General features: G+C 44.8%; 17 protein-coding genes and 3 pseudogenes. 10 read left to right on the top strand and 10 right to left on the bottom strand.

Features of this window, described 5'->3' with window-relative positions:
- Positions 1 to 478: 478 nt before the first annotated feature.
- Positions 479 to 778: a hypothetical protein gene (locus QUA34_RS13630; RefSeq protein ID WP_333387294.1), complete on the top strand. Its 300-nt coding sequence runs from the start codon at positions 479 to 481 to the stop codon at positions 776 to 778.
- A 185-nt stretch (positions 779 to 963) separates the two neighbouring features.
- Here QUA34_RS13630 and QUA34_RS13625 read toward each other — a convergent pair whose 3' ends face one another.
- The 8 genes and pseudogenes from QUA34_RS13625 to QUA34_RS13590 all read right to left on the bottom strand — a co-directional run bounded on the left by QUA34_RS13625 (position 964) and on the right by QUA34_RS13590 (position 12,020).
- The gene (locus tag QUA34_RS13625; RefSeq protein ID WP_333387292.1) at positions 964 to 2,661 is read right to left on the bottom strand and encodes a restriction endonuclease subunit S; all 1,698 of its coding nucleotides are present in this window, start codon (positions 2,659 to 2,661) and stop codon (positions 964 to 966) included.
- On the bottom strand, positions 2,661 to 4,133 hold the full coding sequence (locus tag QUA34_RS13620) for a class I SAM-dependent DNA methyltransferase (RefSeq protein ID WP_333387290.1): 1,473 nt from the start codon (positions 4,131 to 4,133) through the stop codon (positions 2,661 to 2,663). Before QUA34_RS13620 ends, QUA34_RS13625 begins: the two co-directional genes overlap by 1 nt.
- A gap of 58 nt (positions 4,134 to 4,191) precedes the next feature.
- A complete protein-coding gene (gene hsdR, locus QUA34_RS13615; protein ID WP_333387288.1) occupies positions 4,192 to 6,570 on the bottom strand; it encodes an EcoAI/FtnUII family type I restriction enzme subunit R in 2,379 nt (792 codons plus the stop codon).
- 821 nt (positions 6,571 to 7,391) lie between these two features.
- Positions 7,392 to 8,312, bottom strand: coding sequence for a vitamin K epoxide reductase family protein (locus QUA34_RS13610; RefSeq protein ID WP_333387285.1), 921 nt, complete (start codon positions 8,310 to 8,312; stop codon positions 7,392 to 7,394).
- A 70-nt stretch (positions 8,313 to 8,382) separates the two neighbouring features.
- Entirely contained in the window at positions 8,383 to 10,365 is a 1,983-nt protein-coding gene (locus QUA34_RS13605) for a heavy metal translocating P-type ATPase (protein ID WP_333387283.1), read from the bottom strand.
- Positions 10,366 to 10,566: 201 nt separating this feature from the next.
- Positions 10,567 to 10,941, bottom strand: a pseudogene (locus tag QUA34_RS13600) (transposase); the annotation flags it as partial.
- 99 nt (positions 10,942 to 11,040) lie between these two features.
- On the bottom strand, positions 11,041 to 11,631 hold the full coding sequence (locus QUA34_RS13595; protein ID WP_333387280.1) for a cation transporter: 591 nt from the start codon (positions 11,629 to 11,631) through the stop codon (positions 11,041 to 11,043).
- A gap of 44 nt (positions 11,632 to 11,675) precedes the next feature.
- Positions 11,676 to 12,020 (bottom strand): metalloregulator ArsR/SmtB family transcription factor, encoded by a 345-nt coding sequence (locus QUA34_RS13590; RefSeq protein WP_333387277.1) that lies wholly within the window; start codon positions 12,018 to 12,020, stop codon positions 11,676 to 11,678.
- Between the two features lie 693 nt (positions 12,021 to 12,713).
- Here QUA34_RS13590 and QUA34_RS13585 point away from each other — a divergent pair.
- The 9 genes and pseudogenes from QUA34_RS13585 to rppB all read left to right on the top strand — a co-directional run bounded on the left by QUA34_RS13585 (position 12,714) and on the right by rppB (position 22,615).
- Complete coding sequence (locus QUA34_RS13585; RefSeq protein ID WP_333387274.1) at positions 12,714 to 14,663, top strand: efflux RND transporter periplasmic adaptor subunit; 1,950 nt, start codon at positions 12,714 to 12,716, stop codon at positions 14,661 to 14,663.
- An 83-nt stretch (positions 14,664 to 14,746) separates the two neighbouring features.
- Entirely contained in the window at positions 14,747 to 17,872 is a 3,126-nt protein-coding gene (locus QUA34_RS13580) for an efflux RND transporter permease subunit (protein WP_333387271.1), read from the top strand.
- A 58-nt stretch (positions 17,873 to 17,930) separates the two neighbouring features.
- Positions 17,931 to 18,407, top strand: a complete 477-nt coding sequence (locus QUA34_RS13575) for a DUF2808 domain-containing protein (protein ID WP_333387268.1) — start codon at positions 17,931 to 17,933, stop codon at positions 18,405 to 18,407.
- A gap of 101 nt (positions 18,408 to 18,508) precedes the next feature.
- Positions 18,509 to 19,003 carry a hypothetical protein gene (locus tag QUA34_RS13570; RefSeq protein WP_333387266.1) on the top strand — a complete coding sequence of 165 codons (495 nt, stop codon included), beginning with the start codon at positions 18,509 to 18,511 and terminating at the stop codon, positions 19,001 to 19,003.
- 119 nt (positions 19,004 to 19,122) lie between these two features.
- A pseudogene (locus QUA34_RS13560) lies at positions 19,123 to 19,640 on the top strand (cation diffusion facilitator family transporter).
- Positions 19,641 to 19,886: 246 nt separating this feature from the next.
- Entirely contained in the window at positions 19,887 to 20,351 is a 465-nt protein-coding gene (locus QUA34_RS13555) for a hypothetical protein (RefSeq protein ID WP_333387263.1), read from the top strand.
- 100 nt (positions 20,352 to 20,451) lie between these two features.
- Positions 20,452 to 20,907, top strand: coding sequence for a response regulator (locus tag QUA34_RS13550; protein WP_333387397.1), 456 nt, complete (start codon positions 20,452 to 20,454; stop codon positions 20,905 to 20,907).
- Positions 20,908 to 20,967: 60 nt separating this feature from the next.
- Positions 20,968 to 21,057: a hypothetical protein gene (locus tag QUA34_RS13545; protein WP_333387260.1), complete on the top strand. Its 90-nt coding sequence runs from the start codon at positions 20,968 to 20,970 to the stop codon at positions 21,055 to 21,057.
- 187 nt (positions 21,058 to 21,244) lie between these two features.
- On the top strand, positions 21,245 to 22,615 hold the full coding sequence (gene rppB, locus QUA34_RS13540; protein ID WP_333387258.1) for a two-component system sensor histidine kinase RppB: 1,371 nt from the start codon (positions 21,245 to 21,247) through the stop codon (positions 22,613 to 22,615).
- A 46-nt stretch (positions 22,616 to 22,661) separates the two neighbouring features.
- On the opposite strand, the gene QUA34_RS13535 is transcribed toward rppB, so the two are convergent.
- The gene (locus QUA34_RS13535) at positions 22,662 to 23,024 is read right to left on the bottom strand and encodes a hypothetical protein (protein ID WP_333387255.1); all 363 of its coding nucleotides are present in this window, start codon (positions 23,022 to 23,024) and stop codon (positions 22,662 to 22,664) included.
- A gap of 174 nt (positions 23,025 to 23,198) precedes the next feature.
- A pseudogene (gene tnpC, locus QUA34_RS13530) lies at positions 23,199 to 24,741 on the bottom strand (IS66 family transposase).
- Between the last annotated feature and the right edge of the window lie 838 nt (positions 24,742 to 25,579).

Below are 25,579 nucleotides of genomic sequence, written 5' to 3'. Positions count from 1 at the left end.
ACTGATGTTGATCGCACCCCTGCATACTCTTAAACTGCTACTCAATCTTATGACAAGGGGACTCAGCATAACACGCCCCACACAACCGAATCGGTTCCAACTTCATCCCTACTCCAAGAGACGGTAACACTCCCTGTAACCCTTGGATTGTACTTACCCATACTCAGTAGCTACGAGCTATCAGACAAAGATTCGAGATTATGGATTTTAGCGGATGATTACCCGTCAACTCTTCTCAACCGTGTCTAATCTGTGCGAGGTAGTTGCAGGCGATCGAACCCTTGCCATAGCCAGCAAGTACCTGATGTAGGAGCAAGGGTTTGGGGCTGTCTATCAGGATATTGCTCTATCCTGACCTAGATTTTTTGGTACGCCCGCCCTAATGAAGCTGTAGCGGTTTCAACCCCTAGGCTGGAAAATATAACAAAGCTGGCAAAGTACCAGAAAAGCAACACGCATTAAACCAACAAAACGACCTATGACACTTGGCAAGCTCGAACTCATCATCAAAATTAACGAACTTCCTACCAACGTACAAACTAATAAAGACAACTGGAAAACCTTTGAGCTTGACTGTGACGACCGGGTAGTGTCCGTTAGTGTTAAGCCAAAAATATGGAAGAAGCTTGAAGATGCTGCTGCCAACTATCCCATGTGGGTGGCTGCTATCGGTGGCAAGATGGGTGAATCAACCCCTAACGGCTTTGTGCTATCAGACCCAAGTATCCAAGTCTTTGAGAAAAAACCAAAGGAACCCAAACCTGAAGCAGAGCAGTAAAAGGTTCGATCGGCTGCACGATCGGCAAGTGCCGGAGTGTGACTGGCGGCAAGGCGATCGGGCTTTTTGTGTTCTAGTACGAAAAGTCTGATCGACGCGGCAAAAGCTGTAATGCTGTGTAGATCGGCTGCACGATTCAGTCAGAATAGCTCATGTGTACTGGCTGAAGCCTAACCTACCAATATCTAAATTGTCAGGTGGCTGATGGCGGATGCGGCAAGGCTCTCTGCTTGTTGCTGGCTCTCGCGCAGGCTGGCTTCAAGCTGGTCGCAAAGTTTCATCAGTTCATCAACTTTGGCGACAATGCGTTTTTGTTCAGCAAGGGGTGGAAGTGGAATCAACACTTCATCCAAAATACCTAAGTTAATGTTCTTTTGAGCAGTTGAGGGCGCAAAATCTTCAAGTCTACTCTTCAAAGTTCTTATGAAAAACTCAAAATATCTTGAATCTGGAATTGGTTGAGTTGGTAGAAATCCAACAATGCTATCGGGGAAACAAGCATCAAAGCCTAAAATCGCCGAATCCCCTATATTAGCCGCGATAGTGATACAAAGAGTACCTTTCGACCAAAGACGACTTTGAGCAAGTCCTTGGTTATTATAGAGGGTGGTGTATGTCTGAATTATACCGTTTGCGCGAGCTACATCTCCAGTTTGTACCAATGGTATAGAACCATTTTCGTAAAGTACGGAATCATTTCTTGGTCGATGCTTAGACTTTCCTCTATCTAGCTGACCAATCTCTGTAAATCTGCACCAACACCATCCAAGCGGCAATTCAAAAGGCTTATCTACATCCTTAAGAGAAGGAAGACCTTTTGGCTGCCTTAATTTTTTGGTGTAACTAGCGTGCTTGGTAGCAATAACCTTCAACAATTTTTCAGCAGGTTCATCATAAGGATTTTGAGGAACAAGCTTGCCACGTACAGCTAAGTGAAGAAGGGTCTGCCGTAAACTGTCTATGTCTTCAGCGTGTTGGCTAATATTGTGCCAGTTGTCGCGCACAAATATCCAAGCAGCATCCAATTCCTCATCAGTTTCGGCGTTTATGATAGAAGCGATCGCACTTCCCCTCAGTTTTTGCCGCAGGTTGTCTCGCGTTTGCTTGGCGGCTTCGTAGCGATCGCATAACGCCATCAACTCATCCACCTTCTCAACAATCCGCTTCTGTTCAGCAAGAGGAGGAAGAGGAAATATCATATTGCGAATGATACCTGCATTTATGTTAGGGTCTTTGCGAAGTCCAGCCGCAAATTTCATCCATGTAGCTCTAATAGATTTTACATATATATGTATAAACTCTGGGACAACATAACTGCTCGGATAAATTCCACAAACAGATTGATTGATAGTAGTTTTTATTCCTAGTATTCCTGATTTGCCAATCGTTCCACCTCCTCCATACATTGCAATACATATAGTCTTAGGTGGGTAATACTTAAGATTGCAATCAGTAACTGCTTGTTGGGTTATTTTTTCTTCACACTGTAAAACGATTCCATTATTTAGATCAGTAGTCTTGACCCAGCTTTCAGTACCATTTATAAAATACTCTTGCTTCGTTCTGCTAGGAGTTGTTCCGCTAGACAAAACAAATAACTCACCTATTTGTGAATAAATCCAATTTTTGGGAATTTCAAAAGGGAAGTTATCCAGGACTACAGACTCCACAGGCTTATCTCGGCCTAATTTATTATTGTTAATAAATTGAGCTTTCTCAAATTTAATGTCCTCCAACAAAGAATCAGCGGACTCATCTTCTGGATTCTGTGGAACTAATTTTCCCCTCACTGCCAAATCCAGAATGAGCAATCGCAGTTTTGGAATACCACCAGGCGCTTCTGCGATCGCATCAAAGTTTTCTAAAAACGTCTTGAAATCCATCAACTATCACCTCGTTCTAGGGCTGCTACCAGGCTGTTTTTTAGAGCTTGGCGGTCATTCTCTGCCTTAATAACAGCTTCCTGATATTGCTTCAGCAGCGCTATTGGGTCTTCATGGATATTTTCTGGGGCGTTAGGGTTCTTGATATCCAGGTTGTAGCCATTGGAAGCGATCGTTTCAACAGACACCTTCCAGGCATATTCCGTTTCCTCTCGGTTCTTCCACCAGGCTTTCTCGACATCAAACTCCTCAATCCGCATCGGCTTGGTCTTGTTGTAAGACTTCGCCCCCGCTGGGTAAGGATGCTCGTAATACCAAACCTCTGTAGTAGGTTCGCCTTTGGTGAAAAACAAAACATTGGTGCGAATACCGGTGTAAGGACTAAAAACCCCATTCGGAAGCCGGACAATCGTGTGCAGGTTACAGTCACGCAGTAGCTTCTGTTTAATGCGAGTCTTGATGCCCTCCCCAAACAACGTACCATCTGGGAGAACGATCGCAGCTCTGCCACCATCCTTCAGCAATTCCATCACCAGCACTAAAAACAGATCTGCCGTTTCCCGCGTCTGAAACTCGCTAGGAAAACCCCGCTCAATTCCATCTTCTTCCATGCCACCAAAAGGCGGGTTCGTCACCACAATATCCACCTGGTCATCGCGCCCATAGTCCCGGAGAGGCTTGCGGAGTGTATTGTCGTGCAGCACAGTCGTCGGCACCTCAATGCCATGCACCATCATGTTCGTCACACAAAGCAGGTGAGGCAGTTGTTTTTTCTCCACACCCAGAATGCTTCGTTTCACCCGTTGTAACTGTTCAGGCGAATTCGCTTGTTTTTTCAGATGTTCATAAGCACAGGTCAAAAAGCCACCCGTACCGCAGGCAGGATCAAACACCTTCTCGCCCAGTTGTGGATTCACCATATCCACGGCAAACTGAGTCACCGCACGAGGCGTATAAAACTCTCCGGCATTCCCGGCATTCTGAAGGTTTTTGAGAATCTGTTCGTAAATGTCACCAAAGACATGGCGGGTTTGGGACTCGTTAAAGTCAATGCTGTCATTAATCTTGTCTACCACCTGCCGCAGCAGTGTACCCGACTTCATGTAATTGTAGGCATCCTGAAACACACTTCGGAGCAGTTTGGCTCGTTCTAAAGCGATTCCTTCCAGGTCATCAACCGCGAGTTCCTTTAGTGTGGGAAACAATTGTCCATCAACTAATTGCAACAAGTCCTCTCCCGTGGGTGCATTCTTGCCCAATTTCTTGCTATCTGCCCACTCATCCCAGCGCAGATCCAAAGGTAGCGGTGAATTGTAGTTATCATCATTCAACTCTAGCTCGGCATCCTGGTCGCTGAAAATTTTGTAAAACACCATCCAGCCAAGCTGACCAATGCGCTGGGCATCGCCATCTACCCCGACATCTTTCCTCATGATGTCTTGAATCGATTTAATGGTGGCACTCAGCGACATAAAAACGTCCTTCTCAAAAGATACTAAAAAACAGTTGTACTCTAGGCAGGTAACAGGCTCAAGCTCCTCGGTTTTCGTACAACAGAGACTCTAGCTCTCGAATCGCGGCTTTGTACTGTTGTTTGTTACCAAAGCTGCGGACGAGCTCCATCGGAGTTCCCAGTTTGGCAAACGGGTCAAGCTGTAAGACAGTCGTATCTTCGATCGCAATGATGCCCCGATCGGCATACTTATCCAATAGAGCATTCAATACAATACAGGCAGTTGCACCATATTTGGCAAACACATCGCGCTTTCGTACTTTATCGGCCCGTTCTTTACGAGTTAGGGGTGGACGGTCAAAGGCAACATGGCAAACTAAATCGAAGAGGTCATAGTCCTTACCGACCATATCCTCCAAAGCTTCTAGAATCACCCCATGCTCTTTCAACTCTTCAACAATCGCTTGTTTGCGATCGGCTTCGTTCCACTTATTGAGAAAATGGTCGAGAGACTGGTATGCCTCGCTGACAGTGCGACGAGTATAATCCTTTAGCGACTCTGTAGTTAGTTGTCCATCCTTGTTGTAATAGCTCACCCGCTCCTTTGCTACCTCGAACTCCTGCCGACCGACTCGATACTTGATGCGAACTGACAAGTCAGTGCCGATGCGATCGTCATTATCGTCCACGTCCTCGCCATCATCATTGCCTTTTGCTTCTGTATTAATGACCGTTCCGGTTTGTTGACTTTCTGTACCAAAGTTTTCATCCTGAATCGGTGGGCCGTCCCAATCCGGATCATCAAAGAGTTGGGTGGCGTTGCGGAAATCAATAATCGTGAAGAAATTCTTGCCATAGTCCGGGCGTAAGCGCGTACCCCGACCAATAATCTGCTTAAACTCTGTCAGAGATTGGATACGGCGATCCAACACAATCACATGGCAGGTTTGGGCATCTATCCCCGTCGTCATTAGCTTAGATGTCGTGGCAATCACTGGATACGTCTCTTTGGGATTGATAAAGTTATCGATTTGAGCTTTACCTTCCTTCTCATCTCCAGTAATTCGCATGACGTAACGATGGTCTTTGAGAACAAGCCCTCGATTCAGCGTTACGTTAGCCAAGGCTTCTCGCATTCGTTCGGCGTGGTCAATGTCCTCACAAAAAACAATGGTCTTCCGCATTGGGTCGCCATCGTGAAGAAACTGAGTGACATATTCCGCGACCCGTTGAGTCCGTTTGCCAAAGGTAATGTTTCGGTCATAGTCCAGCAGGTTATAGTCCCGCTCCTCAATTAGTTGACCATTATCGTCATATTCTCCTGCTTCTGGCGTCCAACCTTCCAGGTCTTTATCTAAGCCAACTTGTATCCTGCGGAAGGGAGCCAGGAAACCATCTTCGATTCCCTGCTTGAGGGAGTATTCAAAAATCGGTTCACCAAAGTAATCAATATTTGAGACGTATTTGGTTTCCTTTGGCGTTGCCGTCAGCCCTACCTGAATTGCCTCTGAGAAATAATCGAGTACCTGTCGCCAATTGGAGTCCTCTGCTGCGCTGCCCCGGTGACACTCATCAATCACCACCAGGTCGAAGAAATCTCGGTCGAATTTCTCGTAGAGGTTATCTCGTTCTTCATTGCCGATGATTGCTTGATACAGTCCCAGATAGATTTCATAGGCGGTAGTAATCTCCCCATTTTCATTATCAACCAGCCTGCGGTCTAGCTTGGTCATGACCTCACCAAAGGGGCGAAAGTCATTAATAATCGTTTGGTCTACCAGTGCATTGCGATCGGCCAGAAACAAAACCCGTTTGACAACTTTCGTCTTCCACAGTCGCCAGATAATATTAAAGACTGTGTAAGTTTTACCCGCTCCGGTTGCCATCACCAACAAACACCGTCTCTGACCACGAGCGATCGCCTCAATTGTGCGATTGACTGCAAGTTGTTGATAGTAACGGGGTTCCTTCCCGCCAATCTCAACGAAATAGGAGGACGTTAGCAAATCCTGATTAACGGATTGTAAATCCTGCCACTGTTTATAGTGCTGCCATAGTTCCTCTGGTGATGGAAAGGCATTCAGGCCGAGTTGCTGTTCTATCTGAGCGTAGGTTCCACTCTTGTCATGGAATAAGAAGGCATCCCCATTCGAGGAAAAGACAAAGGGAACTTTCAGAGCCTCTGCGTAGGCAAGTGCCTGCTGTATCCCTGCCCCCACACTATGCTTGTTGTCTTTGGCTTCAATGACTGCGATCGGCTGATTTGCTGGGTAATACAGCAGGTAATCTGCCCGTTTCCCAGATCCTCGCACCGCCATCTGACCCCGGACTATCATCTGACCGTCTGTAAAGCTATATTCCCTGCGGATTTGACCCTTTTTCCAACCCGCGTCATAAAGGGCAGGTGTAATGTAGCGATCGCAAATATCGGCTTCACTCAGGTCTTTCTTATTCATTATTTGGCGCCTGAAAGTTTCTCTATAAAATATGCCTAAGAAATTAGCTCCATCAGCACTTATGAACTTAGCTGGCGGAAAGGCTTTTGGGAGAGCTTACATCAAAGCTAACTCATTAGGCAGTATCTCGTACCTGGTAAACTCACGGAATTTGGGTAAGTGAAATGGCTGAAGCGGAGTGACGGGGCGATCTGATTTATGATTGTTCGCGTTATTTGGCGTGTCTAACCGTTAGATATGTTTTTAGTGTAAGAAATTTGCCTGTGAAGGTGTCAAGGTTATCTCCATCGAGTTAGCTCAAGTTAATCCAGAAAAATACTTCGCTCAAATAGCTTTGTGATATGCACTCATCCCTCCAAAAGGCAACCGACACCGCTCAGCTCCTACAACGCCGGAACCTTAAACCTCGCCTCACAGTTAGGACATTCTGACAGCAAGCGTAACTGATGCCGTAGCTTGCGGGGCGGAACGCCATCGCACCCCTGCATCCTTTTAAACTGCTAGATGAATTATTTTCTATTCTTAAAGAAGTTTCTACACGGGCTGCTGCATGAGGCACAGCAGTAAAACCTGGGGCGTTACACATAATCTCACCTGAAGCCCAATTGTGATTGCAGTGAAACCTGGCTTCTTGTGCTGAGGAACGCGGGAAATGGCAGTTTTCCTGGCTCTTGAATGTTTAAAATCCAAGATAGCCAGCGATCGCCCATTAGCTACAACCGCACGATTACCATAAATATAAAATTGTGTATTTTTTCATACCTTAAACGGAGATGCGTGCGATCGACTATGATGAGGTCGATCGCCAAAAATCACTCTTGTCAACGTTGCTGATTTGAGAGGTTTCTAAATTCGCGAGTTCCCTGATAACCTGATAAATCAGCTAACTCCTGCAAAGATTTTTGCCCTGAGTAGAACTTACCATTAATTTCCCAAGTAGGAGTACCCTGAATCTTGGCCGCTTCGCAAAGATCGCGACGAGCATTTTTCCCTTGCGGATTGCACTCGATATAATTGATAATGCGAGCCGCTTCTTTGCCAAAACTTTCCTTCTGCATCTGACAGTGATCGCAGGTAAAAGAACCGTACATTTTAGCTCCCACTCTTTTTAAATGTTGGGCTAAAGCAATTTCTGAAGTACCAGAAGATGTTGTAGTGTTCATACTTGTTTCCTTAGCCGTACCGAGATTATTGACATCGGCATAAAGAGCCAGAGAGGAAATCAGCACTAACATAGACACCAGAATTCCTATAAAAAATAGTTGCCCGATATCATCCCATTCGCGACCGATTAATGCTAAGACAAACAAGCTAGTTGCAAACAAAGCAGAAGCAATACAGTAAATACAAGCTGCTTTAATATCAACAGCCAGTACATACATCAGATAGCCGCTGAAAATCGTCATAGCTGTGCTACCAGCAAACAGAAATAGTCCCGTCCAAGACTCTAACTTAGAGCGGAGACTCTTCTGTTCTGCTGGATTAACAAGTAGGGGAGCTACGGCAAAAACTATCATGCTCAAGTAGCCCAAAAAACCGAACAAAGAAAGAGGCAAACCAAAGACATAGGCATAGGGACTCGAAAGCACGATATCGCAGCCTTCGATCGGACAAACTGCCGTTCCGTTGGATAACTTGACCACTGTTAGATAAGCAGTGATCGCAGCCCCTATCGAGGCAATTCCTGCCGTGATGGGACGAGAATAGCGGTGAATCCAAGGCTGAGAACGTTGACGACGCATAGTATATTTGACCTCAAAATGTATGTTTCAATTGTGGCGTAAGTTCGGCAATGCCCGCCCAGCGAACACTCTATTTCAAAACTCTAGTCGCATTGAAAATTGCTGCTAAAGCGACCCCAACATCGGCAAAAACGGCCTCCCACATTGTAGCTAACCCAAAAGCACCAAAAGCAATAAATATGCCTTTGACTAACATGGCAAAAATGATATTTTGCCAAACAATATTGTGAGTTTTTCTGGCAATTTGGATAGCTTCAGCCACCTTGGACGGTGCATCTGCCATAATTACAACATCGGCAGTTTCGATCGCCGCATCCGAACCCAGACCTCCCATTGCTATGCCAACATCGGCTCTAGCAAGTACGGGGGCATCATTAATTCCATCCCCAACGAAGATAATTTTATCGCCTTTTTTAGATTGGGAGATCAGTTTTTCTATCGCCTCTACTTTTCCTTCAGGTAATAACTCAGCTAAGTAGGAATCTAAACCGAGCTTTTTCGCAACACTCTCAGCTACAGCTTGATTATCTCCTGTTAGCATCACGATTCGATCGACACCGACTTTCTTGAGATCGCGAATAGCCTGTACTGCGTCTTCCTTAAGCTCATCAGCAATTGAAATATAGCCAGCGTAGCGGTTGTCTACTGCTAAATGGACGACAGTACCTTCAGCATTGCAGACATCGTGAGGGATATTTTCTCGGTGCAGCAAACGGTCATTTCCCGCAAGCACAATTTGATTATTTAATTTTGCTCGGATGCCGTGTCCCGCTATTTCTTCGTAATCTTTCACATCCGATGAATCTATTTTTCCGCCGTAAGCTTCCATAATAGATTTCGCGACAGGGTGATTTGACTGAGATTCTACTTTAGCAGCTATTTCCATTAACTCTGTCTGGGAAAAACCATTCGTAGGCACAATTTGTGCTACTTTAAAAACTCCTTTTGTCAAAGTTCCAGTTTTGTCCAAAACAACTGTCTTGACTGCTGTCAGGGTATCTAAAAAAGTCGAGCCTTTAACCAAAATCCCGCGCTTGGCTGCACCGCCAATTCCCCCAAAGTATCCCAGAGGAATGCTGATAACCAATCCGCAAGGACAGGAAATAACTAACAAGACAAGGGCGCGGTAAACCCATAAAAAGCGATCGGCATTAGTTGCCCCTGAAATCAACAAAGGCGGAATTAAAGCCACTGCTAGCGATGCAAACACTACAAAAGGCGTGTAGTAACTGGCAAATTTGGTGATAAATTTCTCAGTTTCAGCTTTTTTGCTTCTGGCATTTTCTACTAATTCCAGAATTCTGGATATTGAAGATTCACCGAATAGTTTGGTAACTTTGACGGTAAGAACTCCTGTCTGGTTAATTGTTCCTGCTAAAACTATTTCTCCAACTTTCACGGTTCGAGGTACTGATTCTCCAGTTAGTGCAGATGTGTCAATCTGAGAACTGCCGTCTATAATTTCACCGTCTAAGGGAATTTTTTCTCCCGGTTTGACAAGGATGATCTCGCCGACGGCTACGGTTTCTGGTGCAACTTTTTTGATGTCGCCATTTGCTTTGAGGTTGGCGCTGTCAGGGCGAATTTCTAAAAGCGATCGGATCGATTGACGCGATCGCCCTACGGCAAATTCTTGAAAAAGTTCTCCGATTTTGAAAAACAACATCACCCCGACTGCTTCAGGGAGTTTGTGAATGGCTACAGCGCCCAGTGTTGCTATAGTCATTAAGAAATTTTCATCAAAAAATCGACCTCGCAGAATGTTGCGACCCGCACTGGTTAAAACATTCCATCCGCTTAAAAGATAGGCTGGGATGAAAACCAGATATTCACCTATTGAATAGGGCGTGTTGTGCAGTTTTTCTTCAAAAATTAAACCGCCGACAAATAGTACAACAACCAATATCACAGGAATCAATTCTTGCTTGAGGTTAAAATCTCCGTTCCCCTGGCCGTGGCTTTGGTTCTGGTTATGATTCTCATGACTGAGATCGGGACGATCGTCGTGACTGCAACTACAGCAGCCGGAATCTGATGCTTTTGTCTTTTTCATGATGCCTCCTAGATAGAAAAATACAATTAACTTATGAACATATATTCATACTATATCTCCAAAGCTAACAATTTGGTAAATTATTGAGTTAAAAGTTTGGCTGCTAATTAGCTCATGTTTGCGGTCAAAAGTTGCGATCGAGAGTAAGAATTATTATCGTTTTGCTCATGTTAAGTAAAAATTATTGACTCATATTATTTGCTTACCTGTGTCACATCCCATTGCTTGGTTTACCATTGCTGCATTTTTGATGCTTTGACTATCCACGATGGCTTCAGACGGACTCACCGCTCGGTTGTGGCTAACTTTAACCCAGGCTCTAAGTCGGTCATGTAGCCTCAGCAAAGTTCCGTCTTTACGCCAGGTGCAGAAGTAGCGATAGACGCTCTGCCAAAGTGGGAAGTCTCCCGATAAGTCACGCCAAGTACAGCCTTGGGTTAACAGGTAAAAGATTGCATTCAGGACATTCCACACCTCAACCTTGCGAAGACGTTCCCTAGATTTTGCAGGTGGGATTAAAGGTTCAATCAACTCCCATTGTTCCAGGGTTAAGTTGCTGGAGTACATTTTACTCATAGCTATCTTCGGTACTGTTTCTATGTCTCGGCGATGAAAAAACTAAAATGAAGCGAGAAACGTTCAAATCGTTGCTGCAAAACCTGTTAAGCGATATTACTACAGCCGTGGTTGCTTCATTCTGTCGCGTTGTGCATCCCGAATAATACTGATTCCACCCCAAACGACTAGGCTTGCGATTCCAAATCCAACAATTAAATCGGGAAACCGAGAATTAAATAGAGTGACTAGGAAACCTGCGACGATCACACTAAAATTTGCAATTACATCATTCTGCGTAAATATCCAACTTGCCCGCATATGTACCTCACCCTTACGATGCTTTGAGAGAAGGTACAAACCATAACTGTTAGCAATCAGCGCCAAGAAAGCCATTGCCATCATCCAACCTGATTCCGGTGAGCTTCCCCAAACAAACCGTCGAATCACATCGACGACAACCATCACGGCTAACGTGATCTGAAAAATACCACTTAGAGTCGCTGCACGATTCTTGTGATGCGCCGATTTGCCAACTGCATACAGCGACATCATGTAAACCGAAGCATCTGCAAACATATCTAATGAGTCTGCCACTAAGGCAGTTGAATCCGCTAAAACTCCTGCCACAATTCCGACGACAAACATTGTGCCATTGATAAGTAACAGAATTCGCAACGTTTTACGCTCGGCTGCGTTCTTGGCTTCCATGTGACATCCACAGTCTGACATCGTGCCTCCTGTTTAGCTTGTTGTTATTCGTTCTCTGAGCAGTTGTAGCGGGTACATTCATAAACTCCTTTTGCTACATCAGCCAGTAACTCTTCAACCATTTCCAAAATCTCAGCAACTCGTGCATCGGCGAGTTGATAGCTCGTGTACCGTCCTTGCTGTACGGTGTTTACCAGACCGCAATCACGGAGACAGCCCAAGTGGTTTGAGGTGTTAGATTGCGATAGCCCGGTTGCTTCAACAATTTCACTCACGGTCATTGGACGCGATCGCAGCACGTCCAAAATCGCCAATCGGGATGGATCGGAAAACCCACGAAAGAGTTTTGCTTTCAAGCGAGTGGACTGGGATTGAGCAGAGAAAATCATATGCTTAGCTTCAATACAAAGCTCTTTTACATCATCATATCAGCAGATAATGATATGTCAACACCTGAAAGCTTATTTATACCCTTACATGAGCAGCGTCGCAGTTCCCACATCCGCTATTGCCCAAGCCGGAGCATCGTTAATCCCATCTCCCACCATCGCTACAATTTTCCCTGGTGCTTGCAGTGTTTAGATTTGAGCTGCTTTTGGGTCTAGTCCAACTTCAGCAAAAACGCGCTGGATACCAGCAGAAGGGGCCATCCACTCAACTCATGCCTTGGAATTTGACTGTCAGATGATCCATATATGCACTGTGAAATTGGGAATGGGTAATATTCTGACTTCTGTCTTCAAGCGCCTGGATAGCCAAGAGATGCGCTCGCTTTCCTAACTTCATTTTCCGGTAGCACAGTTTGAATTGTCCTCAATTTCGTCTTGAGATCGGCTTCAACATTGGCATTTTAGCAGCCCGTAGGCATCTGGGCTGCTGAAGCGAAATTTCATCCTAATTTCATTTGACTGTGAAACACTAGGTTGAGTAGAGCATTTCTAGCTCTCGGTCATTGCTTATCGGTCGCTTATGGGAAAATGCTAATAAGTAACTTTACCTAATGGGTGTCACTTACTTACCTTGGCAAAATACCAATCGTTAAACCTGGGGCACTCAACCTCATTTCAAGGACACTGCCAACGATGATATTCCACAAGTATGTTCAATCTCCGGCAATTATTAGCAGTTTTTCTGGAACTTTGTTCAGCATAATTTTGCTAAGTTCTCCTGTCGCTGTTTTTGCCCACGCTGGCCACGGAGATGAATTTAAGCATAGCGACGAAGCAACTGAAACTCCTACTGCTATTTCTGTCGATGCCGAAACAGCAAAACGATTAGGAATTAAAGTTTCCCCTGCCGCTCGACAGCGACTAGATATCGGCATCAAAACCACCGGACAAATTGAAACTTTACCCAACGAAAAAGTAGAAGTTACGGCTCCTGTTGCTGGGAAAGTAGTAGAGTTGCTAGTTAAGCCTGGGGACAAAGTATCAAAAGGTCAACCACTTGCGGTTTTATCCAGTTCAGAATTAGGACAATTGCGGGTTGAATCTCTCTCGAAACGTGCCGAAGCTGAGGCAGATTTGCAGCAAGCTGAAGGCGATCTAAAACTAGCACGAGAAAATTACGATCGCCAACTTCAAATATCCGCAGCAGAAATCGCCCAAGCCAAAACCCAATTGACAGCGGTAACTAAGCAGTACCAGCAAGAACAAGAATTAGTAAATAATCGTTCCGTGGTGCAAGCCGCTAAAGAAAACTATCAGCGCCAAGTTGAAATATCGCAAGCTGAGATCGCCAGAGCCGAAACTGAACTGACTGTGGCAAAAGAACAGTTCGATCGCGACAAAGAATTAGTGGCATCTGGGGCGATCGCGCGGCGCACAATGCTGGAATCGCAAGCTCGCTTCGCCGAAGCACAAGCCGCTGTTGCTAAGGCAAAAAGCCGTCCTGAAGTAATCAAAGCTCAAACCGAAATTAAACAAGCCGAAGTAGACCTCCCAATGCGGGAATTGCGGGATGCCCAAGGCAGAGTAGCAGAAGCAAAAGCTCAACTTACCAGAGCTCAGAGCCGCCGGGAATTCCTAGAAGCCGAGAACCAACTCAAACGCGGCAAAACTGCCGTCGAAGTCGCTCAGTCGCGCATTCGCTTGGCTGATGCGGCGTATCAAGCGCGGCTGCAACAATTAGGAACTGCTGCCAACGATCGAGGACTCGTTACCGTAGTTGCTCCGATTTCGGGGACGGTAGCCGATCGCGAAATCACTCCAGGAGAGTCAGTAAACGCTGAAAAACCGTTGATGAGTCTGTTAAATGACAGCCGCGTTTTTGCCACAGCCAATATTTACGAAAAAGACCTGAATCAAGTAAAACAGGGTCAGGAAGTCAGGGTAAAAGTTGCTAATTTACCCGATCGCATTTTCAAGGGAAAAATCACCTTCATTGGGTCATCCGTGTCAGGAGAAACGCGGGTTGTGCTGGTAAAAGCAGAAGTAGATAATATTAACGGCGAATTAAAGCCCGGACTGTTTGCGGAGTTGGAGATTTTAACAGACAAAACTGCCACAAATATTTTAGCAATTCCGAGTGCAGCGGTAGTGGAGGTTAGCGGTAAAAAAACCGTTTACGTCCAAAATGGCAATGCTTATCAAGCTGTTGAAATTGAACAAGGTCAAACTGCCGGAGATTTAGTTGAAGTTAAGACCGGTTTATTCGAGGGAGATTTGGTAGTAACGCAGCGAGCACCTCAACTTTACGCACAATCTTTGCGAGGCGGTAACGATAAACACTCAGAAGATGAGGAAAAAGAAGAGGCAACTCCAAAGGCAACAGAGGTTAATTTTAATAATTTACCCGTGTCTTTATGGTGGGCGGGAATAGGGGGAGGAATTGCGATCGCATCCCTAACTTTCACAGCCGGCGTGTTGTGGGGAAATCGGCGCAAATTGCCAGCAATAGCAGCGGATTCAGGAAACCATGCCGCAAATAATGGTTTTTCCGCCTCTGCATCGGCCTTAGACACTGAACTGGTGTTACACAATGACAACCATCACGTTAAAACTCAAGAGGAAGAAGTCAAGAGTTTGAAGTAACAGCACGACACAGAAGTCACGGATACACGGATAGCTGTTTTTATCAATGCCCAATGCCCAATGCCCAATTCCCAAATTATTAAATGTTCAGCACAATTCTTAGATGGGTCATAAACCGCCGGTGGCTAGTCGTTGTGGCTACCATTATTGTTAGTCTTTGGACATTTTCTATCATTCCCCAAATGTCGCTGGATGTCTTTCCGCCTTTCGCACCGCCACAGGTGGAAATTCAGACGGAAGCGCCGGGGCTCGCGCCGGAAGAAATCGAGTCTTTGGTAACACTACCGATCGAAAGTGCGATTAACGGAACTCCTGGGGTAACAGCAGTGCGATCGGCTTCTGCTGTGGGCCTTTCTGCTGTTAAAGTTATCTTTGATTGGCAAACTGACATTTATCAAGCGCGCCAGTTGATAACAGAAAGGTTGCAGCAAGCTCAAAGCAAACTCCCGGCTGGGGTAGAAACACCGCAAATTTCTCCGACAACTTCACCTGTTGGTCTGGTGATTACCTATGCTTTTACCTCGGAAACTACTCCTTTGATGGAAGTGCGCCGTCTGGTTGACTGGCAAATCACAAATCGCCTTTTAGGCGTGACTGGCGTTGCCCAAGTCATGGCTTACGGTGGCGAGCAGAAGCAATATCAAGTATTAGTAGAACCTGCCAAGTTAAAAGCTTTTAATGTGTCGTTGCAGCAAGTTGCCGAAGCGACAGCGGCTGCGAATGTTAACGCGCCGGGGGGGTATTTAATTACGCCGGATAAAGAAACTTTAATCCGGGGGGTGGGGCGGATTGAGTCTGTGGAAGATTTGCAGCAATCTGCGATCGCATCTCGGCAAGGAACAGTCGTCAGAATTGGTGATGTCGCTGATGTCAAGGTTGGTGCTGCTATCAAGCGGGGCGACGGCAGCTTTAACGGCAAAAAAGCTGTGATTGTGATGGTAAACAGACAGCCCGTTGCTGATACTCCAGCGGTAACGAAAGCGGTTGAGGCAGCAATGGCTGAGGTGAAGGAAGCTCTGCCAAAAGATATTAAAGTTACTGTGACTTTCCGACAGGAAGAATATATTAATTCCTCGGTGGAGAATGTGCGCTCGGCTTTAGTTGAAGGCAGTATTATCGTCACCCTTATTCTCATCCCGTTTTTGATGAATTGGCGCACTCTCGGGGTTGTTTTGTTGGATTTCTTTCTGACTTGGCTGTTCGCGCTGCTGGCGATGTATTGGCTGGGGCTGGGGCTGAATACGATGACTTTGGGGGGTTTGTCGGTGGCGATCGGTACTGCGATCGACGATGCTATTGTATATGCGGAAAATACCTACCGCAACTTGAGAGAAAATACGTCTTCTCTTCATCCTCGTCCGGTGATGGATGTGATTTTTGATGGCAGTCAGGAGGTGCGCGATTCTTTAATTGGAGCGACTGTTATTGGGATTGTGGTGTTTTCGCCAATTTTTAGTTTACCCGGTATAGAAGGTCGAGTTTTTACGCCGATGGGGATTACTTATTTGGTAGTTGTGGTAATTTCTAGTCTGGAATCGCTGTTCATATCTCCGGCTCTTTGCGCTATTTTGTTGCCTACCAAACGCATGAGTGGTAAAGAACCTTGGTTACCGAGATTTTGCAAGCACATTTATCATTATTGTATCAGAATTTCAATGCGTTATTCGTGGATTATTTTAGCTTTAGCTGCTGCTAGCATGGTGGCTGCATTAATTATTTTGCCTTCGTTTGGACGGGTGTTTTTGCCGGAGTTTCAGGAGCAAACTTTGGTGAATACTATTCAGCTTTATCCGGGAGTGTCTTTGGAGACAACAGATAGCGCAGCTTTTGCTATTGAAGATGCACTTAAGAATGATAGCAGGTTTGAATACGTGCAAGTGCGATCGGGCAGAGCTCCGGGAGATGCTGATGCTGCGGGAGTCAATTTAGCTCACATCGATATCGGTTTGAGCGAGGAGGGCATGAAAAATAGACCGAAAACTTTGGAGGCGCTGCGGCAGGAATTTGCTAAATTGCCGGGAGTTGCACCAAATATCGGCGGTTTTATTTCTCACAGAATGGATGAGGTTTTATCTGGTGTCCGAAGTCAGATTGCTGTCAAAATCTTTGGCCCGGATTTGGATCAGCTTCGCAGCCTCGGGGCAAAAGTTGAAGAGCAAATGAAAACTGTTGAGGGAATTGTGGATTTGCAACTCGAACCGCAGGTGCCAGTGCAACAAATTCAAATTAAGTTTAACCGCCAAGCAGCGGGTAGATACGGTTTGAAAATCGGAGAGCTTTCTGAAATAATTGAGACAGCTTTAAACGGCAAAGTTGTTTCTCAAGTTTTAGAAGTTCAGCAAACTTTTGATTTAGTTGTTTGGTTGCAGCCTGAAGCCCGAAATAACTTAGAAACTATTCAGAATTTGTTGGTTGATACTCCAAGCGGTAATAAAATTCCCTTAGCCCAAGTTGCTACTGTTAAATACGGTACGGGCCCAAATACGATTAACCGCGAGAATGTTTCTCGCTTGATTGTAGCAGCGGCTAATGCTAAAGGTAGGGATTTGCGAGCAGTTGTGAATGAAATTCAAGCTAAAGTAAAACGAGAGGTGGAGTTGCCTTTTGGTTATTTTATCCAGTACGGCGGTCAATTTGAAGCAGAACAAAGAGCTTCGCAAAATATTATGATATTTAGTGCGATCTCCTTTCTTGTAATAACAGTGTTAATGTATATTTCGGTCAAGTCAATTCCTTCAACTGCTATGATTATGATTAATTTGCCACTCGGATTAGTGGGAGGAGTAATCGCGGTAGCTTTGACGGGTGGCATCATCTCTGTAGCTTCCCTGGTTGGCTTTGTTACATTATTTGGCGTTGCCACCCGCAACGGTTTGCTTTTAGTAGACAACTACAACACTAAATTGGCAGAGGGAATGCCTTTTAAGGAAGCAATTATTAAAGGCTCGATGGAACGGCTTAATGCTATTTTGATGACTGCTTCAACTTCAGCTTTAGGTTTAGCACCTTTAGCATTAGAAGGCGGCGCGGGAAAAGAAATCCTGCAACCTTTGTCAATAGTAGTTTTAGGCGGATTGTTTACTTCTACAGCCTTAACGTTGCTGGTGTTACCAGCGTTGTACGCCAAGTTTGGAAGATTCTTAGTGCCTAAACAAACACCGCCCGTTTCGGATAACGGGAAGGTAGTTCAAGCCGTTTTTGAAAAGTAATTTTCACGGTATATTGCTCAGATTTTCTCCTTCGTTTATGTCATCCAAAAGAATCAATATGAAGAAAATACTAATTAAGGCTGTTGCATTGACTTTGGCTAGTACAGTTTTAATGGCTCCTAGTTATGCAAGTTTCGAGACAGATGAGAGTAGGTTTTCTAATGTTGACGAAGATGTGTACTTTTCCCCCGCTCGCTGGCGGCTTGTCAAACAAACTTTCGTGTTACACTTTCCTGAAAATAGCAACGCTGTTACTCAGATAATTATTGCTACTCCACCCACTGTCGCTGTGAGTAATGATATTGAGGTGCTGGAACACAAGGGTAGGAAAATTAGCATCAATGTTTCTGTCAATGGCAAAAACATTATATTAGACTTCCTTAAACCCGTCGCTCCTGGCAGCAGGATTGATATTAATCTCAACCAAGTTAAACAACCCATTCTCGATTCTACTTCTGTGTACCGATTTTCAGCTAAAGTCGTTGGTAGTGACACAGAGATTCCCATAGGTGTAGCTGAGTTTCGCACAGATTAATTAATCTAAAAATTGGCATTAATTCTTAGGGGAGTATGCAAGATAAATATGATGTAAAATTTGTTAAGATTACTGATCATTGAATGCAAGGAGTAAAGCACATGAATTTTTTCAAATCAGGCTTGATTGTTCTAGGAAGTGTGGGTCTGCTTTTCTTAGGAGCTTGTGGGAACAGCAACCCAAGCGCCAATTCAGATGCTAGTTCTACTGGTGCCCAGCCTGCTAAGTCCGAGGCGTCCGATGGAGCAGCAAAAAAAGAGCCCTCTACCCATGCCGGCGCGTTTCACAAAGGCGCTCAAGTTGTCGAGTCAGCTCCCTATCACTTAGAGTTTATCTCTGAAAAAGAAGATAATGGAACTCGTTTAGATTTCCATCTTCTAAAAGAAGAAAATAACGAAGAAATCTCTAATGCTAAAGTAACGGCTCAAATTCAGCTACCTGATGGTAGTCAAAAGACACTTCCCATGACCTATGGAGGTCAAGAAAAAAGCTACACGGCTTTGCTTCCTGGAAAGGCAGCGGGTCAGTATCAGGTGAAAATTACGTCGGATATTGGCGGGAAAAAAGTAGACGGTCGCTTTAGTTTTAAGCAGTAAATTTTCCCTGTTGGGTAGGGCAAGAGAAACAAGCTTCAAGGGTAGCGATCGTGTCTCACAATCACAGTCACGTTTGACACGGATACGACCACGGTGGTAATTACAACCGTGCCTTTGCCATCAGCATCGCACTCAACACGCGGTTTGTCATCATTGAGCCAGTTTATGGAATTCTTGCCAATTCCCTTGCCCTACTTGCCGATGCAGGTCACAATTTGAGTGATGTTTTAGGTCTGCTACTGGCTGGGGAACAACCATCCTGACCCGTCGGCGACCGACAGCCCGCCACACCTATGGGCTGCGTCGTTCTTCCATTTTGGCGGCTCTGTTGAACGCTATTCTTCTGCTGGTAGCTTCAGGGGCGATCGCTCCTGAAGCTATTCAACGTTTTTCAGAACCCAGCTCAGTATCAGGCGGTAGAATTATTGGCATTGCAGCCGTAGGTATCGCTATTACTACGGGAAGTGCCTTAATGTTTATGGCCGATCGTCATAATGACTTGAACATCAGAGGCGCGTTCCTCCACCTGATTGCTGATGCAGCAGTATCTTTGGGTATTGAACACACTACGTTCCAAGTAGAAACTGGCGATCGGAGTTCTCCGTGCCCTCTTGGTCAAGAAAATCTTGTGTTGTGAGTATAAAAAATATCTTGATACCCACTATTCTCGATACTATCCCATCGCACCCTCGGCAGTAGCAACTTACCACAACAGGAATGAATAGTTTCTTTTAAAAATCTGATTTCTGGATAAATGGGCTTGAAAGGTCAAAAATTTCATCCTGATTTCATCTCAATATGTCAATTTAGATAATAACAGAGTCGTTTACTAAGGATTCTGAGGCTTGATTAACGAGATCGGTTGTCATACAGGGGTAAAATAATGAAAAGGCTAATCTGTTCGGCTGTAGCTTTAGCTCTCACAGTTCCGATTGCTGCTGACTATGCGGATGCCCGCATAGGATCTACTCCTCATATCGATGGAGCTGTACAATTTCCTCAAACTCGGGCAAAGATTGTTCGGCATACGATTAGGTTGCACATTCCTCAAGGCCGTAGCCCTCTTTCTCATCTGATTATTGATGTTCCACAGGGGTTAATAGTCAGCAACAATATCACTTTAACAGACGATGTGAAGGGAAAAATTAATGCTGAGTTTTCTATGGGAGACAACCAAATTATAGTAAAAATCTCTCAACCACTTGCGTCAGAATCAAAGCTTAAACTTGTTTTGAACGATGTAACAATAAAAGGTGTTTCTAACGCTTGGCTATACCGAATTTCTGCTAAATCTGTTGGGGTTAATGGAGAGATACCAATGGGTTTTGCTCAAATTCATGTCTATTGATAGGAAGATTTTTGTTGCAGACACACTATCATACTGTCATTGATTATGAAAGTTCTGCTAGTTGAAAATGAGCTAGTTTTAGGTGGGTCATTAAGCGAACATTGAACCAGGAAAATATACTGTTGATTGGGTTTTAGATGGCACCCAGGTTTGGAATTATCTAGAGAACAACAAAAAAACATATACACGGGCAATCTTCGACTGGTTACTGCCTGGAATATCGGGTTTAGAACTGCTGCGTAAATTGCGGACTTGCAATAGTAATTTGCCTGTGTTGATGCTAACGGCAAAAGACCTCCGGGAAAACAAAGTAGCTGGACTGGATGCGGGAGCCGATAATTACTTAGTGAAGCCGTTCGGAATGGCAGAACTGTTAGCAAAATTTGGGGATTTGCAAAGGCGATCGCCCCAAATTCAACTGCAACAGCTACAGGTAGAAAATCTGGTTGTGAGCTGCGGAAGTCGAACTGGCTGCCATTTCGCTATAAGTAACAAAAGCCAGATAATTGCTCTAATAAAAAAAGAGCTTCAACACCAAATTGTCAACACTGATTAAATTTGGAATCAGCTATGGGAGGTTAGTGTAGATACTTTTAGCAATGTCGTAGCAGCTCAAGTGCACTTGCTGACGCGCAAACTTAAGTCCGTTGGCGGCGCGAATTTAATTGAAACTGTACAGGGTGTAGGATACCGGATGAGAAATTAAAGTAGGCTGGGTATTTTTCAGAGCTCCGGTTATTTACCAATAGTCCTAGAGGGAGCTATTGTGTCTGTCATGAGTCAAAGGCAACGCAGGGTAGTGAAGAATTTGTGAGATTCTTCGCTACACTTCAAATGACACAATTACGTTGAAAAATCTAAGGTCTGACCAACCTCTTATTAAGTTATGAAAAATGAATCAAAATAAACTATTTAACCGGACTCGCTGGAAATTAGCCCTTTCCTATGCAGCAGTAATGGGTTTGATTTTAAGCGTGTTGGGATTTGGCGTATATAGGGTGATCGCCCACGCTCACTGGGTAGCACTAGACCGCGAATTAGAATCCGTAGCGGGAACGCTACACGACAGCCTAGACCTCGAATTGCAAGAGCCCGGACGCTTGGAGCCAATAGTAAACGAACTTTTACCCAACCTCCGCCTAATTGGAGTTAACAGCATTAAAAAACAGTTGCCGCACCACCATATTTTTAGCAGTATCAACCCAAGCTATTATTATATCCGTTTATTTGACTATTCCGGGAAATTGATTGCTATAGCAGGTGCTTATCCAGCAGACTTACCCCAAGTGTTTAACTCCACACCCTGTCAAACAATAACTGATACTAAAGGCAACGTTTATCACCAAATTTCTGTAGAACTGCACACTAAAAACCAGCAAGATTGGGGATATTTTCAAGTAGGGCGGAGTCTACAAGACTTTAATGATTATCTCAGTACAGTGAAATGGGTTTTGAAACTAGGATTGCCTACAGCATTGATTTTAGTTGGCTTTTCTAGTTGGTTATTGGCAGGATTGGCAATGAAACCGATTTATGCTTCCTACCAACGAATTCAACAGTTTACAGCGGATGCTGCTCACGAATTACGAACGCCTTTAGCTGCTTCGCAGGCGACAGTAGAATCAGCGCTGTTGACGCCTCAACTGGATGAAAAAGATGCGCGGGAAACTTTGCGGACGATCGATCGCCAAAATCGACGGCTGACTCAGTTAGTTGCTGATTTGCTGTTGCTGGCTCGCATAGATAATCAACCAATAGCCTATCACCCTCAATTCTGTTGTTTGAATGACCTGGTTAGCGATTTACTCGAAGAATTGGCAGCAATGGCGATCGCAAAAGAGGTAGCGCTAACATCGGAGTTGCGGGTGCATCAGCCACTGAGTGTTATTGGTGATTCTAACCAGCTTTATCGCTTAGTTTCTAATTTAATTGTCAATGCGATTCAATACACTTCACCTGGTGGCAAAGTAAATGTTATTTTAGAGAAAAGTGACCATTTAGTTCTGATTCATGTTCAAGATACAGGGTGTGGGATTGCAGCAGAAGATCAAAGGCAAATTTTTGACCGTTTCTATCGAGTTAACAGTTCACGCGATCGCGTTACTGGCGGCTCGGGATTGGGATTGGCGATAGCGCAAGCTATAGCCTTAGCACATGGCGGTAGCCTGACTGTGCAAAGTAAATTGGGTACGGGTAGCATTTTCACACTGCGATTTCGAGAAAGAAATGTGCCGTTGGTGAATGATGCCATAAAAATTTGCTAACGGCAGCTTCCCCTTATAATAATCGCTTCCAGGTCAAGGAGAGCTTTCACTCTCCTTCAACTTCCATCTCTAACTGATACACCCGCAAACTCGGATGTTCGCCAATCAGTCGCCAACAATATCCCTCAACCGTTGGTGAAGCTCGCCCTCCTTGGCGGTACAGAAAGATTGGTTCGTTTCTCATTAATGCGGTAAAAATCTCCCGCTCTCTATCCTGGCCGTCATCCCAAATCAGGTGAGCTTTACCGAAGTACCCCGCACCCATCAAACTGGCGAACAGCCATTCCATGAGAGCTTGCTGCTGTTCCTGGGTTAGCGGGGATTCCCCGTAGCTATCGATTATGGGAAGCTCGGATTTGGGTTTGAGCGAGGCGAGGAGGGCGGTGACGAGGTTGAGGTACTTTTTCATCCGTAGTAGAGAGGCGTAGACCAAATATTATGCACTGGCGCAACAAATTGGAAAAAGTCTCGCACCAACTCAATACCTAGTCACAATTATATCAAAAGGATAACAGTGGTTGTTGGTAAGCGTTCAGGGGGTGCAAATAAGACGAAACACGCCCCCCAAAATAAAGTAATAAAATTAAGCAGCCTTCAACAACTCAGAATCATCAGAACAAGTAGTAACTTCTGGAAGCAAAGAAGGCGCGGTTGTACCACCACGAGCAGCAATAACAGCCTGAGTCATAAATTCCAAAACATTACGCTTTTGGGACTTGAGGGTTGTAACCACAGTTAGCATTCGAGCCACAAAATGACTACCAGCTTCAGTTTGAGAACCAAAGCTAGTACGTCGCCATATTACGGCAGGACGAATAGCCCTTTCTGCCGCATTGTTGGTCGGTTCAACACTCTCACTGGTCACGAACAACCACATCGCCGACTCCACTTTGAGCAATTGACGACAGGTACGAACCGTTTTTGCCAGAGGTGTTTTTTCCCTTGTACCGATGGCATAGTGATCTGCTTCAAGTAAAGTTGCTTTCATGGATGAGCGAATCTCTGGAACCAACTCACCAAAATCATCACGAGATAAAGTGCCATCTCTGACTCGATGCCAAAGTTCAAACAACTTCTCCTGTTGTTTTACCAGTGCAGTTCCCAATTGTGCCGAGATTCCAGGACGTTCCGAAATTTTGATAAATTCCCGTCGTAGATGCGCCCAACATAATTGCCGACGTTCTAAGTCTACCCAGTTGTACGCACCATGACGGTCAGAGTTTAAAATCCCGTCAAAGTTTTCACCCAATAAATTCCTCGCGGCTTCTGTACAACGAGTTAGGGCAATTTCAAAAAATGTTACTAGGGGTGTAACTGCAACCCAGAGCCAAGCTTTTCTCTGTAGAGGATTACCACCGTCAATATTTCCTTGATTAAAGCTGGTTTCATCTGCTCCCACTCGGGGTGAGCGTTGGATATAAAGTTTTGCTTCATCCACACAGCCGGAAACTGCATCGCTCGCTTCGAGCCGAAGTCTGTTGATAGTTCCCAATGATATTGAAATCCCAAATATTTCTTGCATGGCACTTTGTACCATTCTGTGACTATTGCGGTACACTCCACTCAGCAATGCCACTAGCGCCACTACTCTGACCCCGTAACCACTTGGGTTCACCTCGTCTGGTAATGTTGCACGAGTCGTGGCACCGCATCCTGTGCAAGTTAATTGATGTAATCGATGCTCGATGACGATGGGGCTCATTGGTGGAATTTCTACTATCTGATGGCGATAGGGGTTTGTATCTGACCCACTCAGGGGCTCTCTACAACTAGCGCATTCTTCTGGATGATGGTCTATAACTTCGCTACATTCTTCTATTGGGTATAAATCCCGGCTATGTCCTTTATGACCTGGTTGACCCCCTCGTTTTTTACTGCTTTTTGTCTTTGGTGGCTTTTTTTCGCCTCCTGGTGGGTCACTCGACGGTGGTGATGACGAGTTTTTTGATGTCCGATTGATTTTTTTGGTGGAGCTGTTGAGTCACTGTCAGGACTTCTGCTAGTTTCTTTTCCTGTTGTTCTATTTGCTGCGCCATCTCTTCCACCAGTTTCTTGACACTGGTGGGAGTTTTTCCCCAATCTTCAGGGGGTATCTGCTCTAAATGATTGACGCGCTTCTGTTCCATGTCATTTAATTTACCAAATTTTGAACCCCATTTTTTGCGTTCACTCTCCTACCCCCCCTGAACGGTTACGGTTGTTGAGAAATTCAGGTAATCTTGGAATTAGATGAGCAAAATCTGGAAATTGTTCGCCACAGATTTTCTTAGTAATTCGATGCTGATGAGGGTTGATTTCGCTAAATTTCGGAAAACCTCGGATTCACCTTGCCCATCTATTCGATCGATTCTTAGCTATTCACATTACATATCGAGCCGTATCCTCACGAAATCACGGCAGTTTATCAAGAAATGCTACCACGTCAATTTTTGCGCTTCTTACGGACAGGCAATCCAGGGACAAGGAAAATCATGATGACCAGATTGTCAATTTGTAGCTTTGTCTAATTGTTCTTAGTGGTCGCTTAGGAATCACTGGCAATGACAGTTTTATTGAATATAAAATGCTTTTCGTTGGTTGTAAGTATGAAATACAATTAATTGACTAAAAGCTACTTAAATACTATTAACGTAGTCCTTCGCTTTTGGACGATGATGTTTTTTCTCCATAACTATGACTATCTCTCATCAATCACATCTAAATCTAATGAGCAAAATGAGCAAAATAGTCAAAATAACTAAAAATCACATCGAATGGTTTAAGGAACCGAAGGACTGCTTTTTCTACTACGGCAGAAACTGGTGTCCGGGTTGGGCGATGGCGCTACGCGCCCTGCAAGCTACGGTAAAATTGAACTTCCGTTGGCGCAGCCCTCGCAGAGGATCGTTCCTCAATGTATCTGGTAAGAAATGCTTCCGGTGACTGTCATTGGCTTCCTGCTAACAAAGCTTCTTGTCGTGGGGA

It is taken from the genome of Microcoleus sp. POL10_C6 (assembly GCF_036701585.1).
Lineage (GTDB): Bacteria > Cyanobacteriota > Cyanobacteriia > Cyanobacteriales > Microcoleaceae > Microcoleus.
This window is presented reverse-complemented; position numbering and strand designations above follow the sequence as displayed.